At 68.1% G+C, this 14604-nt stretch carries 12 protein-coding genes; 5 read left to right on the top strand and 7 right to left on the bottom strand.

The window, feature by feature from the left end; all coding sequences use genetic code 11:
* Positions 1–9: 9 nt before the first annotated feature.
* Positions 10–939: a cation diffusion facilitator family transporter gene (locus ACERLL_RS14005; protein ID WP_373656723.1), complete on the top strand. Its 930-nt coding sequence runs from the start codon at positions 10–12 to the stop codon at positions 937–939.
* A gap of 339 nt (positions 940–1278) precedes the next feature.
* On the opposite strand, the gene ACERLL_RS14000 is transcribed toward ACERLL_RS14005, so the two are convergent.
* Complete coding sequence (locus tag ACERLL_RS14000) at positions 1279–2940, bottom strand: ABC-ATPase domain-containing protein (RefSeq protein WP_373656722.1); 1662 nt, start codon at positions 2938–2940, stop codon at positions 1279–1281.
* A gap of 63 nt (positions 2941–3003) precedes the next feature.
* Positions 3004–3540: an RNA 2',3'-cyclic phosphodiesterase gene (gene thpR, locus ACERLL_RS13995; RefSeq protein ID WP_373656721.1), complete on the bottom strand. Its 537-nt coding sequence runs from the start codon at positions 3538–3540 to the stop codon at positions 3004–3006.
* Positions 3541–3692: 152 nt separating this feature from the next.
* Here thpR and ACERLL_RS13990 point away from each other — a divergent pair, with 152 nt between their 5' ends.
* Complete coding sequence (locus tag ACERLL_RS13990; protein WP_373656720.1) at positions 3693–4367, top strand: energy-coupling factor ABC transporter permease; 675 nt, start codon at positions 3693–3695, stop codon at positions 4365–4367.
* Positions 4368–4458: 91 nt separating this feature from the next.
* On the opposite strand, the gene acs is transcribed toward ACERLL_RS13990, so the two are convergent.
* From acs to ACERLL_RS13965, 5 genes are all read right to left on the bottom strand, one after another.
* Positions 4459–6441: an acetate--CoA ligase gene (gene acs, locus ACERLL_RS13985; RefSeq protein ID WP_373656719.1), complete on the bottom strand. Its 1983-nt coding sequence runs from the start codon at positions 6439–6441 to the stop codon at positions 4459–4461.
* A 59-nt stretch (positions 6442–6500) separates the two neighbouring features.
* Positions 6501–7991, bottom strand: coding sequence for a M14/M99 family metallopeptidase (locus ACERLL_RS13980; RefSeq protein ID WP_373656718.1), 1491 nt, complete (start codon positions 7989–7991; stop codon positions 6501–6503).
* Positions 7988–9241 carry a L,D-transpeptidase Cds6 family protein gene (locus ACERLL_RS13975; protein WP_373656717.1) on the bottom strand — a complete coding sequence of 418 codons (1254 nt, stop codon included), beginning with the start codon at positions 9239–9241 and terminating at the stop codon, positions 7988–7990. The genes ACERLL_RS13980 and ACERLL_RS13975 overlap by 4 nt, the downstream gene beginning before the upstream one ends.
* Before the next feature lie 139 nt (positions 9242–9380).
* Positions 9381–11045 (bottom strand): citramalate synthase, encoded by a 1665-nt coding sequence (gene cimA / locus ACERLL_RS13970; protein ID WP_373656716.1) that lies wholly within the window; start codon positions 11043–11045, stop codon positions 9381–9383.
* A gap of 57 nt (positions 11046–11102) precedes the next feature.
* On the bottom strand, positions 11103–12344 hold the full coding sequence (locus ACERLL_RS13965; protein WP_373656715.1) for an aspartate kinase: 1242 nt from the start codon (positions 12342–12344) through the stop codon (positions 11103–11105).
* A gap of 216 nt (positions 12345–12560) precedes the next feature.
* On the opposite strand from ACERLL_RS13965, the gene ACERLL_RS13960 reads away from it, so the two are divergent.
* The 3 genes from ACERLL_RS13960 (at position 12561) to bfr (ending at position 14564) form a co-directional block, all read left to right on the top strand.
* The gene (locus ACERLL_RS13960) at positions 12561–13619 is read left to right on the top strand and encodes a PDC sensor domain-containing protein (protein WP_373656714.1); all 1059 of its coding nucleotides are present in this window, start codon (positions 12561–12563) and stop codon (positions 13617–13619) included.
* 118 nt (positions 13620–13737) lie between these two features.
* Positions 13738–13938, top strand: coding sequence for a (2Fe-2S)-binding protein (locus ACERLL_RS13955; protein ID WP_373656713.1), 201 nt, complete (start codon positions 13738–13740; stop codon positions 13936–13938).
* A gap of 152 nt (positions 13939–14090) precedes the next feature.
* Positions 14091–14564 (top strand): bacterioferritin, encoded by a 474-nt coding sequence (gene bfr / locus ACERLL_RS13950; protein WP_373656712.1) that lies wholly within the window; start codon positions 14091–14093, stop codon positions 14562–14564.
* The last annotated feature ends 40 nt before the right edge of the window (positions 14565–14604 follow it).

The following is a 14604-nucleotide window of genomic DNA, read 5'->3' as shown; positions in this document are numbered from 1 at the left end:
GGGCCGCTGTTGGGCGCCCAGCACAGCCACGGCCATGACCACGATCACGGAGCGGGCAACGACCGCCGCCTGCTCTGGGCCCTCGCGCTGACGCTGGGCTTCGCGGCCGTGGAGGCGGTGGGCGGCTGGCTTTCGGGGTCCCTGGCCCTGCTCGGCGACGCCGGCCATATGCTCACCGATTCCGTGTCCCTGGGCTTGGCCGCGCTGGCGGCCCGGGTGGCCCGGAAGCCGCCCACCACCCGGCACTCCTTTGGCCTGGGCCGGGTGGAGGTGCTCACGGCCCTGGTGAACGGCGTCTTCATGCTCGCCGTGGTGGGCGGCATCGCCGTGGCGGCCCTGGAGCGGTTCGCCCATCCGCAGGAGGTGGCCGGCGGCATGGTCCTGGTGGTGGCGGGGCTGGGGCTGCTGGTGAACCTGGGCGCGGCCTGGCTCCTGCACGGCGGCGAGGGTCTGAACGTGCGCGGCGCCATGCTCCACATCATGGGCGACCTGCTGGGCTCCGTGGCGGCCCTCACTTCCGGCGCGGTGATCCTGCTCACCGGCTGGATGCCCATCGACCCCATCCTTTCCCTGCTGATCTGCGCCCTGATCCTCTTCGCCAGCTTCAATCTGCTTCGGGAGGGGCTGCACGTGCTCATGGAGGGGGTGCCGCCCCATCTGGACCTGCCGGAAGTGGGACGGACCCTGGCCGCCGTGGAAGGCGTGCATTCCGTGCACGACCTCCACATCTGGGTACCGGACTCCGGAATGACCGCCCTCTCCGCTCACGTGGTAGTGCAGGACCTCAAGGACTGGGAGGTCCTGCTGGACCGCCTGCACAACGTGCTCCGCCGGGAGTTCAACATCGAGCACGCCACCCTGCAGCCGGAGCCCCTGAACAAGCCCCTGCACCACATGACGCTGGACGCCGCGCCCCATACCGGCTCGACGCTGGAGTGAGCCGCCGGCCTCCAGGCCGGGGCCGCTATCGGCTCTTTCCGGGCTAACGGGAAAGCGGGCCACACCGGATGCAAGTCCTGTGGGCACGCGGATGGGGGGCACGCCTCGTTCCCGGGAGCCTCCGGACTCCCGGGCTACGGGCGGCTTACCCTTCCCCAGAGCAAACCGCGTACCAGGACGGCCACCCCTCCCGTACATCACTGAAACTGCGGCGCGTTTTCTTCCTCCTTCGTCGCCCACGCCGGAAACCGTAAACTTTCCCGACACCGGGAACGCCGCGTAACCGGACCCTTCTCCGGCCAGGCAGCCGGACGAACGTTCCGCGCGCCGACGGCCCCGCTACTTCAGGCGCACCCCCCGCAGGCGGTTGAGGGCGGCCATGGCCTCGAACACCCGGGGCAGGGCCAGGTCGCCGTCGGGCTTGTCGAACAGACGGTGCCATTCGGAGCCCGCCAGACGCTCCCGCAGCCAGGAGGGCGGGTCCTCGACGGTCCCGCCCTCGTCACCGAGCTTGGCCAGGAGCTGGCCGATGGCCCGCACCTGGGAGGCATCCGCCACCTGCTCCACGGCGCGCAGGTCCACGTCCTCGCGGCCGAAGACCAGGTGGTCGCGGCCCTTGCCCTGCACCTTGCGCTTGCCCTTCTTGACGGTGGGATCGACCGATCCGGTCTGCAGGCCGCGGACGCGGGGCCGCTCCAGGTCGCTCTCGTGCTCCTCGCGCCGGCCGGTGACGTGGGTGGCGGCGATCTCGCGCGCCTTTTCGGTGACGTCCAGCGGGATGTACTCCTGCATCTGGACCACTGTGTCGGCGCAGTCGAAGTAGTCCCCGGAGCCCCCCATGACCAGGATGGTGGAGACGCCCAGCCGGTCGCGGAGCTGGCGGATGCGGTCCACGAAGGGCGTGATGGGCTCGTTCTCCTTGACCACCAGGGCCTGCATGCGCTCGTCGCGGATCATGAAGTTGGTGGCCGAGGTGTCCTCGTCCACCAGCAGCGACTGGCAGCCCGCCTCCAGGGCTTCCTGCAGGGCGGCGGCCTGGGAGGTGGAGCCCGAGGCCAGGTCCGTGGAGAAGGCGGTGGTGGACTTGCCGTAGGGCAGATGGTTGATGAAGGGCGACAGGTCCACGCCGGAAACGGCGCGGCCGTCCTCGGCGCGCACCTTCACGGCCGTGGGGTCCGCCACGATCCGCTCGCGACCGTCCCCGGGCACATGGTCGTAGACGCCCGTCTCCAGGGCGTTGAGGAGCGTGGACTTGCCGTGGAAGCCGCCGCCCACGATCAGGGTGATGCCCCGGGGGATGCCCATGCCGCTGACCGCTCCGGCGTTGGGCGTGGCCAGGGTCACGCGCAGGGCGTCCGGCGTCTGCCAGGGAACGGCGTCGGCGAGCGGCCGGTCGTCCACCCCGGAGCGGCGCGGCAGCACGGCGCCCTCGCCCACGAAGGCCACCAGCCCCCGCTCCTCCAGGGCGTCGCGCAGGGCCGCCTGGTCCTCCGCCGCCGCGCAATGATCGAGCAGGGCCCCGGTATCCAGGCGCTCCGCCTCGGCGGCGGAGCGGATGATCTCCGGGAGGCGGTCGCAGAGCAGCTCCCGCGCCTTGCGGCCGAGGATCTTGCGCCCCGCGGCGGGGAGACCGGCGGTGAAGCGCAGCTCCACGCCCGCCTCCGTGAACACGCAGGCGGTGCGGTCGAGGATGGTCTGCCGCCCGGCATCGATGTTCACGTCATCCTCCTCCCGGGCGGCCCGGCGGAAGGCCCGGGCCAGGAAGTCCCGGGCAGCGCGGGTGCGCGGCGGGGAGGCGTGCACCTCCTCCGGGAGGTCGGTCACCGCCCAGGGAATCACGGCGCGCAGCCGGGAAGGGGCCGCGAAGGGGTCCGCCTGGACGTGGTCGATCAGAAGAGTGAAGCGCTCGAAGGCGTAACGCCCGGCGATATCCTTGTAGGCCTTGTAGCCGCGTCCGTCGATGCGCTCCAGGGTCTGTTCAAGCTGCTTTGCGTCGGCCATCTGCGCTCCTCGATGACTGGTTCGGCGTCGCGGCGCCCCCCCGGGCCGGCCTCCTCCGGCGTCCTAGCCGTGAAGCGGCCATTCCCGGAGGAGGGTGTAGGCCGATCCCCCGGGACCGAGCTGGGAGGCCACCAGCACGAAGCGGTCCACCCGCCATTCCAGGGGATCCATGGCCTGCCGGGGCGGTTGCCCGGCGGCCTTGCGCGCCAGGGTGAGGTGGGCCCGGAAGGGGCGGCGATCCCGCTCCAGGCCGCAGGGCTCCAGGGAACGGCCCAGCTCCGCCGCCAGCGCGGGCAGGGCCTCCGGGGCCCGGGAGGGTCCCGCCCACAGCAGCCCCCGGCGGGCCCAGAGCCCCAGCCGGTCGATGGCAAGGGTGAAGGACGGCAGCTCCAGGGACCCGGCCGCCTCCTCGGCGCACTCACGGGTCCGGGCGTCCACCTCGCCCAGGAAGGCGAGCGTGACGTGCAGGTTCTCCGCGGGCACCCGCCGCGCCCGCCGCCCGTCCAGCGCCTCCCGCGCCCGCTCCGCCAGCGCGCGCTGCAGCCCGGGCGGGGGCCACAGGGCGAAGAACAGTCGCTGCTTCCCGGTATCTTCAGGCATGGGCGCCCCCGAAACGGACAAGGCTAACAAGCTCCCGGCACGGGCCCCAAATGCCCCCGGAAGGCCGGCATTCTTGCCGATTACCCTCCACAATCCGTGGCGGGTTACAATCGGAGGCTTGGCTTCCGTTTCGATTGGAGGTGGCCGCCACCATGAACCTGCCCGACGGACTCCTGCCGACCTCCTGGCTCCTGGTGAGCCACCTCGTCTTCGCCCTCCTGCTCGTGGGGCTCATCCGTCTGGCGCCGTGGCGCAACTTGCGGGCCCGGCCCGATCTGGCCCTGGTGTTCGCCGGTTTCCTGGCGGGGGTGGTCCTTCTCTGGACCGTCCGGGCGGGAATCCCGCAGAACCCCGGCCTCAATCTTCACCTGCTCGGCGCCACCATCCTGACCCTGGCCTTCGGCTGGCCGCTGGCGCTGCTGGGCCTCATCACGGTGCTCCTGCTCACCACCCTAATGGGGCTTTCCGGGTGGCAGACTTTCTCCCTGAACGCCCTCCTGCTGGCCGGCGTACCGGTGCTGGTGGCGGCGGCGGTGCACCAGTTCGTATACCGCAAGCTGCCCAACCACCCCTTCATCTATATCTTCCTCAGCGCCTTTCTGGGCGGGGCGCTGACCATGGGCGCCCTGGCCGCGGCCTCGGGCGCGGTGCTCACCTTGTCCGGCACCTACGGTATGGACGCCCTGGTGCGGGAATACCTGCGCTACTTCCCCCTGCTCATGTTCCCGGAAGCCTTCCTCACCGGCGGGGTGCTGTCGATACTGGTGGTGTACCGTCCGGAGTGGGTGGTCACCTTCGACGATGAGACCTACATCAACGGCAAGTAGGCTCCCGGCCTCCCGGTCACAAACCGTCCAGCCACAAAAAGGCCCCGGCATGCGCCGGGGCCTTTTCCGCAGCGTGACCGGCCGGATCTCCTCAGGCCTTTCCCTGGAGCTGGCGCACCACGTTCTCGTCCTCCAGCGTGGAGATATCCTGGGTCACCTCGTCGCCGGCGGCGATGGTGCGCAGCAGGCGGCGCATGATCTTGCCGGAGCGCGTCTTGGGCAGGGAGTCCGCGAAACGGATCTCGTCGGGGCGGGCGATGGCGCCGATCTCGTCGGTGACGTGGGCCCGCAGATCCTGGCGCAGCTGGTCCAGGTCCTGGTCCTCCCGCTTCCCCTGCAGGATCACGAAGGCGAAGATGGAATTGCCCTTCACGTCGTCGGGACGGCCGACCACGGCCGCCTCGGCCACCTTGTCGTGGGAGACCAGGGCCGATTCCACCTCCATGGTGCCCATGCGGTGGCCGGAGACGTTGATGACGTCGTCGATGCGGCCAAGGATCCAGAAATAGCCGTCCTCGTCCTGGGTGGCCGAGTCGCCGGCCAGGTAGAGGTACTGGTCGGTGAAGTGGCTGTAATAGGTGTCCACGTAGCGCTGGTCGTCGCCCCAGATGGTCCGCAGCATGAAGGGCCAGGGCCTGCGCACCACCAGCAGACCGCCGTGGTGGGAGCCGGGCTCCACGGAATTGCCCTCCTCGTCCACCACGTCGGCCATGATGCCCGGCAGCGGCCTGGTGCAGGAGCCGGGCTTGAGCGGCGTGGCCCCGGGCAGCGGGGCGATCATGTGGGCGCCGGTCTCGGTCTGCCACCAGGTGTCCACGATGGGGCAGCGACCGCCGCCGATCTTCTCGTAGTACCACATCCACGCGGCGGGGTTGATGGGCTCGCCCACCGTGCCGAGCAGCCGCAGCTTGGACAGATCGTGCTTGGCGGGCCACTCATCGCCCTGCTTCATGAGCGCGCGGATGGCCGTGGGGGCGGTGTAGAAGACGGTGGTGCCAGTGCGCTCGGCGATGGCCCACAGCCGGCCCGGATCGGGGATGGTGGGCGCGCCCTCGTACATGACCTGGGTGGCCCCCACCGCCATGGGACCGTAAGCGATATAGGTGTGGCCGGTGACCCAGCCCACGTCGGCGGTGCACCAGTAGACGTCGTCCTCGCGGATGTCGAACACCCACTTCATGGAAACGATGGCGCCCAGCAGGTAGCCGGCGCTGGAATGGACCACCCCCTTGGGCTTGCCGGTGGAGCCGGAGGTGTAGAGGATGAACAGCGGGTGCTCGGAGTCCACCGGCTCGGGCGGACAGTCCGCCGATTCGCGCTCCATGATCTCGCGGAAGCCGACGTCCCGGCCCTCGGTCCAGTCGATCTCGTTCTCGGCGCGCCGGAGCACCACCACGTGGTCCACCGTGTCGCAGCCCTCGTTCAGGGCGCGGTCCACGTTCTTCTTCAGGGCCACGGTCTTGCCGCCGCGGATGCCACCGTCGGCGGTGATCACCGCCTTGGCGCCGGCGTCCTCGATGCGGTCCTTGAGGGCCTCCGCCGAGAAGCCGCCGAAGACCACCGAGTGGGTGGCGCCGATGCGGGCGCAGGCCTGCATGGCCACCACCGCCTCGGGCACCATGGGCATGTAGATGATCACCCGATCGCCCTTGCCCACGCCATGGGACTTGAGGGCATTGCCCAGCTTGCTCACCTCGTCGAGGAGCGCCTTGTAGGTCAGGGAACGGGTGTCGCCGGGCTCGCCCTCCCAGAGGATGGCGGTCTTGTCGCCCCGGCCGGCCTCCACGTGGCGGTCCAGGCAGTTATAGCTGACGTTCAGCTTGCCGTCGCCGAACCACTTGTAGAAGGGCGGCGTGCTTTCATCCAGCACCCGGGTGAAGGGGGTCGCCCAGGTGATCTCCTGATTGGCCTGCTCGGCCCAGAAGCCCTCATAGTCCTGAGCGGCCCGCTTCGCCATTTCCCGGTACTGATCCATCCCGGCGATTCGGGCATTCTCGGCGAATTCCGCGGGCACCTCGAACACCCGGTTCTCAGTGAGCACTGACTCCAAGGTTTCGTCCGTCATAACACCCATTCCTTGCCATCTCGCATGAGCTCCCCGACCCCCTCGCCGCCGCGGGGAGCCGGCCTCTATCACCGCTGGGCCGTGGCCTCGGTCGGCTGCTCCGTTTCCTCCCGGACCCGGACCCAGATACGCCCGATTTCCTCATCCTCGCCGTTCACGGCAACCACCGGATAGACTCGGCCCCGTCCCCGCCGGGAGTACTTGGACCAGAAGGCGCCGTCCATGGCGATCTCATAGCCCCGGTCGTCGCCGTCGTTGACCCCCGATTGCTCGGGCACCCAGCCCTTGAAGTTCAGCTTCGGCTGCATGTCGTTGATGCTGTCGCCGAAGGTCTTTACCAGACGCAGGCTGTCATCGGGGCCCACGTCCACGGTGGCTCCGTCCAAGAATACGCGCTCTTCGCCGTTGATCTCCACCAGGAAGACGCGGTGCTCCGTCTTGTGGCGGCCGTTCAGACGAACCGGGATGGCCGCCATGGGCTCGTTGTCCTTGCGGAAGACGATGCGCGTTTCGGCCTGGACCTTCACCGCCTTGCCCAGGTCGTTGAGCCCGGCATAGCCGGCCACGTCGCAGGAAAGGCCGCGCTCGTAGTTGGCCTGGATCTCCGTTACCCCGACCCGATCGCCCTTCTCCACCCATAGGGTCTGGCCGTCCTGGAGGGTGCGCGGCTCACCGTTGACCTGCACCACCGCGTACCGGAGGCGCGGCTCCGGCAGGAAGACCTGGGGGCTCTCCGGGACGATGTCGAGGCGCTCCATGAAGGCGTTGATCACGTAATTGTGGTGGCGGACCTTCATCTCCAGGGTGGGCAGGTGCTTGGAGGCCTCCACCCCGAAGGCCGGCGTGCAGTGCTTGCGCAGCGCGTACCAGGTGGCCGTCTTCTTCATGGACGGGAAGGGCGTATCCGGCTTCCAGGTATGGGTATTGAAGTAGTGGAGGTGGTGCTTTTCCTTGGGGATCCGGGCGTTGACCTCTTTCAGCACCCCCTTTGCCCAGCCTTTCAGGTCCAGCTCGGTGCCGTTCTCGCACGGGAAGCGGTTGGCGTCGGTGATGATGGATTGGCCGTAGCGCTTGGGATTGCGCCACTTGCTCACGTATTCGGGATAGTGGAAGCCCCAGCCGTCGTGCAGGTGGAGGAAGAGGTCCGCCTCCCCCATGAGCTTCTTGAGCTTGCGCACCACCCGGTCCATCTCCTTCTTGACCCGGGGCTGGCTCAGGAAGCGCCGGTTCATGTCGCCGTCGGCGCCGCGCTTGTCCAGGATGATGGACTTGAGGTTGGCGCGGGGAACAACGATCAGGTTGCCCTTCTGCAGGGAGAGGTCCGAGTAGAAATCGGCGGACATGAAGGCGCCCGGCTCGTCCCCCTGGATGCCGCCGACGATCAGCAGGGTCTTGCCGTCGTGGCGTCCGTGGATGCGGTAGATGTTGAGCTCGTAATTGGTACCCGCGAAGTGCACCTCGTGCTGCGTGGAGGGGCGCTCTACGGCCTGGACCCCGCTCGCTCCCCCCCAGGCGAGGACCCCAGCCAGGGCCAGCAGCCATCCCCCGAACCGTTTCAAGGCAGTGGTCTCCAATATTCCGCGGAAATTTCAAATGCCCCGGGGCAGCCGGAAAGCACCAGCGTTTTCACCCCGTAGTCGTTGTAGTCGTCGCTGCGGAAGCGCTGATCGAAGCCCACCACGTACCGGTTGGGACGTATGCGCCGCACCCAGAGGTGCTCCATGCCCACCTGGATGTTGGAGCGGCGCTGGAACACGCCCTTCTTGTAGGTGCGCCACTGCTCCAGATCGGCGCCGTTGTGGGTGAAATCGGCGGCGTAGTGGTCCAGGTAGGAGCCCAGGTCCCGGTTCTCCCAGGACCGGCGCCACCCGGCCAGGAAGTCCTTGACCCGGCGCAGGATCTCCGGGGCGGCGGCGCGGGGGAAGTACTCGGCGGCCATGAGGCGCGGCCGGCCGGACTCGCCCTGCTTGAAATACAGGCGCTTTCGCCCGTAGGCGGCCACGTTGGCGGCGCAGTAGAACTGGTCGAAATCGTAGACCACCCGGTGGCCGTTCTCCTTGTAGACCTGGATGTGATCGGCGTCCACCTGGCGCTGCGGATAGAGGTCCATGAGCCGCTTCTTCTGCGCCAGGTAGGCCTCGGCGTCCTCCCCTTGCGCGTTGCGGAAGTCGGGGTGGACATAGGACTTCAGGGCGGCGAAATCGTTGTTCTCCCAGGCGGACAGGAAGCCCTTAAGCCGGGCGAAGAGGTCCGCGCGGCGCTCCTGATAGCGGGCGGGGGAGAGGAACTCGGCGTCCTTGGTGATCACCACCGGGGTACCGATGTCCAACGCTTCTTTGAGGACCTCCAGGTTGCTGTTGTCGAAAGCCACGCAGCCCTTGGTGGCCCGCTTGTCCTCATCGTCCTCGTCCACGCCGTGGAGCCAGATGCCGTAGCCGGTCTTGTCCTCGATGCGGTCCACGATGTTCGGGTAGTTCAGGGGGAAGGCGCCGGCGCCGTACATGGCCGCCAGGCTCGTGGAGGGGATATAGCGCTGGATATAGTAGACACCCTCCGGCGTGCGCTTGTCCCCCTCCACCAGCTTGTCGCCGCCGTTGGCGCCCATGAGCACCTGGTCGAACCGCTTCACCACCCGGGGGCGGTCGTTCTCGGCCTCCACCAGGTAGGCCGAGTAGGCGTCCTTCTCCACGAGGACCATCTGCTGGGCGGGGCTGTTGTGGAAGAACGCGTTCCCCACCACGGACTCGGCGGCCATCGCCGCCGGTGCCGCCACCCCCAATAGCAAACCGATCAGCACCCGTACGCGCATCGCTCCCCGTTTCCGGCCATACCGGTCCTCGCCGGCCGCGCCCGTTGCCTTGCCGTACCCCGTCCCGCAGCCCGCCTCCGGGCCGTCCCCGGACGCAAGAATCCCCGCTTGCCGCGGGGATTCTCGAGCCGGAACGTCCTCAGCGGGACGCGTCCAGTCCGGCTTCCGCCCGTTCCGCGAAGGAATCGCCCGCCTGCAAATGGTCGGAACGGCCGCTCTTCGCGAGCTTGTAGGTTACCGCATCCACCAGCGCCTGGTAGGAGGCCTCGATGACGTTGGCGGAGACGCCCACGGTTCCCCAGTTGCCGTGGCCGTCCCCGGATTCGATCAGTACCCGCACCGCGGCGTCGGTACCGCCGCCGGCGGAGACCACCCGGACCTTGAAGTCCACAAGATCCATCTCCCGCAGCTCGGGATAGAATCCCGCCAGGGCCTTGCGCAGGGCGTGGTCCAGGGCGTTCACCGGACCGTTGCCGCTGCCGGCGGTATGGGCCCGTTCGCCGCCCACTTCCAGCATGACGGTGGCCTCGCTCTCCGGAGCCTCGCCGGCATGGCGCTTGGCGTCCAGCACCCGGAAGCCCACCAGGCGGAAATACTCGGGCAGGTCGCCGATGACCCGGCGCACCACCAGCTCGAAGGAGGCGTCGGCGCCCTCGAACTGGTAGCCCTGGTGCTCCAGGTCCTTGACGCGCTCCACCACCTGGGTGACGGCGGCGTCGTTGCCCTCCAGCCGCTCCATGAGCCCCAGTTCCTGGAGCTTGTGGACGATGTTGGACTTGCCGGACTGGTCGGAGACCAGGATGCGGCGGATATTGCCCACCGCCTCCGGGGCGATGTGCTCGTAGGTGCGCGCGTCCTTGCGCACTGCCGATACGTGCACGCCGCCCTTGTGCGCGAATGCGGACTGGCCCACGAAGGGCTGGTTGTTCTGCGGACTGCGGTTGGCCAGCTCATCCACCAGCCGCGAGGTGGCCGTCAGGCGCTCCAGCTCCGCAGTGCCCAGCGCCCCCCCTCGGTAGCCCAGCTTAAGGATCAGGTTGGGCAGGATGGCGGTGAGGTCGGCGTTGCCGCAGCGCTCGCCCAGGCCATTCAGGGTACCCTGCACGTGGCGGACGCCGTGCTCCACGGCGGCGAGGCTATTGGCCACCGCCAGGCCGCCGTCGTTGTGGCAGTGGATGCCGGCCACCGTGTCCGGGAACCGCGTCCGCACGGCGTCCACCGCCTCGCCGATCTGCGCCGGCAGGCTGCCGCCGTTGGTGTCGCACAGCACCAGCCGGTCGGCGCCGCCCGCCACGGCAGCGTCCAGGGTGCGCAGCGCGTACTCGGGATCGGCGCGGTAGCCGTCGAAGAAATGCTCGGCATCGAACAGCACCAGCCCCACCTGCGCCTTCAGGTAGGCCACCGACTCCCGGATCAGGTCCAGATTCTCCTCCAGGCCGATGCCGAGCCCCAGCTCCACATGCAAGTCCCAGGCCTTGCCGAAGATCACCACGCCGTCCGGCCGGGCGGAGACCAGGCCGGAGAGCACCGGATCCTCCGCCGGCGCGTTGCCGGCGCGCATGGTGGAGCCGAAGGCGAGCAGGCGGGCGTGCCTGCGCGTCAACCCTCGCGCCGCCTCGAAGAAGGCGTCGTCGCGGGGATTGGCCCCGGGCCAGCCGCCCTCGATGAAGTCCACCCCCAGGTGGTCCAGGGCCTCCGTCAGCTGGAGCTTGTCCTCCACGGAGAAGCCCACGGCCTCGGACTGCCCGCCGTCCCGGAGGGTGGTATCGAAGACTTCGAAGGTTTTATCGGTAAGATTCGCCAAGGCCGCTGCATCCCAATGGCGCGTCCGGGGCCGGTACCGGCCTCCATACGCCCCTGTCTAATGGATGTGATCGCGCTCGTCCACCGGCTTGTCCAGCTCGAAGGCCTCGTGCAGGGCGCGCACCGCCAGCTCGGTGTACTTCTGGTCCACCACCACCGAGACCTTGATCTCCGAGGTGGCGATCATCTGGATGTTCACCCCTTCGTTGGACAGCGCCTCGAACATGCGGTCCGCGACGCCGGCGTGGTTGCGCATGCCCACGCCCACCACGGAGATCTTGGCGATGCGGTCGCTGCCGGTGAGGGCCTCCGCCTCGATGTCCTTGCACACCGGGTCGAGCATCTCCATCACCTGCTTGTAGTCGGCGCGAGGCACGGTGAAGGTGAAGTCCGTCTTACCGTGCTCGCCCTGATTCTGAATGATCATGTCCACGTTGACGTTGGCCTTGGCGACGGCGCCGACCACCGCATGGGCGATGCCGGGGCGGTCCGGGACGCCGATGATGGTGATCTTGGCCTCGTCTTCGTTGTGGGCGATCCCGGAAACTAGGGCCTTTTCCATGGCCTCCTCCTCCACGGTGATGAGCGTGCCTTCCCCCTCGCCAAAGGTGGATCGCACACGCACCGGGACATTGTACTTGCCTGCGAATTCCACCGCCCGGATCTGCAGCACCTTGGCGCCCAGGCTGGCCAGCTCGATCATCTCCTCGAAGGTGATCTGGTCCAGCCGCCGGGCGTCGGCCACGATGCGGGGATCGGTGGTATACACGCCGTCCACGTCGGTATAGATGTGGCACTCGTCCGCCTCGAGGGCGGCCGCCAGCGCCACGGCGGTGGTGTCGGAGCCGCCCCGGCCCAGGGTGGTGATGGAGCCGTCGGGCGCGACGCCCTGGAAGCCGGCCACCACCGGTATGCCGCCCCCGTCGAGCACGACCCGCAGGTTCTCCCGGTCGATATCCAGGATGCGGGCCTTGGTGTGAACGTCGTCCGTATGCACCGCCACCTGGCCGCCAGTGAAGGAGCGGGCGCCGTATCCCCGCTGCTGCAGGGCCATGGCCATGAGGCTAATGGTGATCTGCTCGCCGGTGGCCAGGAGCTGGTCCATTTCACGGTCCGGCGGGCTCTCGTGGAGCGCCTCGGCCATCTCGACGAGCTGGTCGGTCTGCCCGCCCATGGCGGATACCACCACCACGACGTCGTTGCCCCGCTCCCGCTCGGCCAGCACCCGCTCGGCGGCGTGCCGGATCTTGGCCACGTCCGCCAGCGAGCTACCCCCGAATTTCTGAACGATTAACGCCATCGGTTCCCTATTTTGGTGCAGTCCGAAAATCGCCCGCTGCACCATCTTGGTGCAACTGCGAACCGTGTGTCGCGTATTGTACCGTATGCAGCGTACCTCCGGGAGACACCCTATCCGCCGAATTCCCGTACCCACGGGCGTTTCGCCCCGCCTTCACGGTACGGCATCCCCCTTGCAGGAAAATACGCAGTAGGCATCAACCGGGAAAGGCCCGTCATGAGCAGCATGAGCTACATCCACATCCTGGAGCGTTACCACGACCACCGCGGGGCGATCGCCGACCTGCTGGCTTCCCTGCTGACCGGCGTCGCCGAGCAGCGGGCCCTGGACAACCCGGAGCTGCTGGAGCGCGGGGTGAACGCCCTTGTGGACCACTACCCGTTCATCGACATGGTCTTCACGCTGGATGCGGATGGCGTACAGACCAGCGAGAACATCGTCAACCAGCGCAAGACCCTTTCCCATTCCGGGTTGGGCTCCGACCGCAGCCAGCGGCCCTACTTCCGCCTCGCCCGGGGCTCGGACGAGGTGGTGGTGACCGCCCCCTATCTCTCCAGCACCGGGCACAACCTCTGCCTGTCGGCGGCGCTGGAGTGGCGGGACCACAGCGGCGCCGTCCGCGGCTATCTGGTGCTCGACGCCGACATGGCGGAGATCGTCGCCTTCCTGCTGGGTGACAGCCGGCGCCGCCGTTTCCAGCCCTTCTTCAAGACCATCTATACCCTGATCGTGGCCGGACTGCTCACCGTGGTCGGCGTGCTGCTGCTGTTCTCCTTCCTGGAGCTGACCGCCCTCCTGCCGGGCGAGGGGCCACCGGCCGACGCCAAGACCACGCACCTCAAGCCGTTCGGGGTCATCATCTTCCTCACCCTCTCCCTGGCCATCTTCGATCTGGCCAAGACGATCCTCGAAGAGGAGGTGCTCACCCACAAGGACATCTTCCGGCACAGCTCCACGCGACGGACCATCACGCGCTTCATCGCGGCCATCCTGATCGCCGTCTCCATCGAGTCGCTGCTGCTCATGTTCAAGTCGGCGCTCGGCGAGGGGGCCGGCATCCTGCCCGCGGTGGCCATGATGCTCACGGTGGTGGGCCTGCTGCTGGGGCTGGGCGTCTATGTCTATCTGGGCAGCCGCGCGGAGGTCCATCTGATGAGCTGGCAGAAGCAGCAGCAGGAGGAATTCCGCAGCCCAGGACCGGCGCACCCGGTGCCCGGCGCCCCCATGGCCCGGGAGCCCCGCGCGCCCGCTCCGGAGCCGGCCAGGGTGGATTGAAGGCCGGCGGCGGGGAACCCGCTGCCGGCCACCGGGTCGAAGGCAAAAGAAACGATTGCGAATCGTTCCCATTTTGGGTACATTACTCAGAAATACCTTCACCCGGCGGGGTTTGCTCATGTACGTGTGCATCTGCAAGGAGGTCACCGAGCGCCAGATCCACAGGGCCGTTGCCGAAGGGGCCCGGGACCTGGACCATCTCCAGGAGTGGCTGGGCGTATCCACGGGCTGCGGCACCTGCGCGGAATTCGCCGCCGAATGCTTGCAGGAAGCCCTGGAGCAGCTATCCGCTCCCGAGCTCCTGCCGTCCCCCGCCTGAGAATCGCCGGCCTACTACGGGTGCCCGGGCAGCGCCTGCCGGGCTACGGGCACCCCCTGCCGCCGTTGCGGTTATCCCCATGTTTTTCTTCGCCATCCACTGCTTCTGCTAATGTGGACCCTGTACCGTAGGCAGCAACCGCGGAGGGGGCCATGCAGGGCGACGCCAAGGTGGTGGAATACCTGAACCGCGTGCTCACCAACGAGCTCACGGCCATCAACCAGTACTTCATGCATGCCAAGATATGCGAGGACTGGGGGCTGAAGCACCTGGCCTCGGCGACCCGCAGCGAGAGCATCGACGAGATGCGGCATGCCGAGCGGCTCATGGAGCGGGTACTCTTCCTCGAGGGCCTGCCCAATCTCCAGGACCTCAACAAGCTGAAGGTCGGCGAGGACGTGGAGGAGCAGCTGCGCGCCGACCTGCGCCTGGAAGGGGAGGCCATTCCGCTCCTGCGGGAGGCCATCACCTATTGCCGGGACCAGCACGACGAAGGATCCAAGGAGATCCTTCAGCACATCCTCGACGACGAGGAGGCGCACGTGGATTTCCTGGAAACCCAGCTCGCGCTCATCGAGAAAGTGGGCATCCAGAATTACCTGCAATCCCAGATGGAGCCCGGTTAACAGGGCCAGTACCGGCCTCCATCCATACCCGCAGCCGCCC

This window comes from Thiohalorhabdus sp. Cl-TMA (genome assembly GCF_041821045.1).
Lineage (GTDB): Bacteria > Pseudomonadota > Gammaproteobacteria > Thiohalorhabdales > Thiohalorhabdaceae > Thiohalorhabdus > Thiohalorhabdus methylotropha.
The sequence above is the reverse complement of the archived record's forward strand: the minus strand, read 5'-3'. Positions and strand labels throughout refer to the sequence as shown.

Bases quoted from the DNA above. Each gene is read 5' to 3' on its own strand.
- thpR (WP_373656721.1), bottom strand. From the start codon at position 3,540: ATGCCTGAAGATACCGGGAAGCAGCGACTGTTCTTCGCCCTGTGGCCC.
- bfr (WP_373656712.1), top strand. From the start codon at position 14,091: ATGCAGGGCGACGCCAAGGTGGTGGAATACCTGAACCGCGTGCTCACC.
- acs (WP_373656719.1), bottom strand. From the start codon at position 6,441: ATGGGTGTTATGACGGACGAAACCTTGGAGTCAGTGCTCACTGAGAAC.
- ACERLL_RS13955 (WP_373656713.1), top strand. From the start codon at position 13,738: ATGTACGTGTGCATCTGCAAGGAGGTCACCGAGCGCCAGATCCACAGG.
- ACERLL_RS14000 (WP_373656722.1), bottom strand. From the start codon at position 2,940: ATGGCCGACGCAAAGCAGCTTGAACAGACCCTGGAGCGCATCGACGGA.
- ACERLL_RS13960 (WP_373656714.1), top strand. From the start codon at position 12,561: ATGAGCAGCATGAGCTACATCCACATCCTGGAGCGTTACCACGACCAC.
- ACERLL_RS13990 (WP_373656720.1), top strand. From the start codon at position 3,693: ATGAACCTGCCCGACGGACTCCTGCCGACCTCCTGGCTCCTGGTGAGC.
- ACERLL_RS13975 (WP_373656717.1), bottom strand. From the start codon at position 9,241: ATGCGCGTACGGGTGCTGATCGGTTTGCTATTGGGGGTGGCGGCACCG.
- ACERLL_RS13965 (WP_373656715.1), bottom strand. From the start codon at position 12,344: ATGGCGTTAATCGTTCAGAAATTCGGGGGTAGCTCGCTGGCGGACGTG.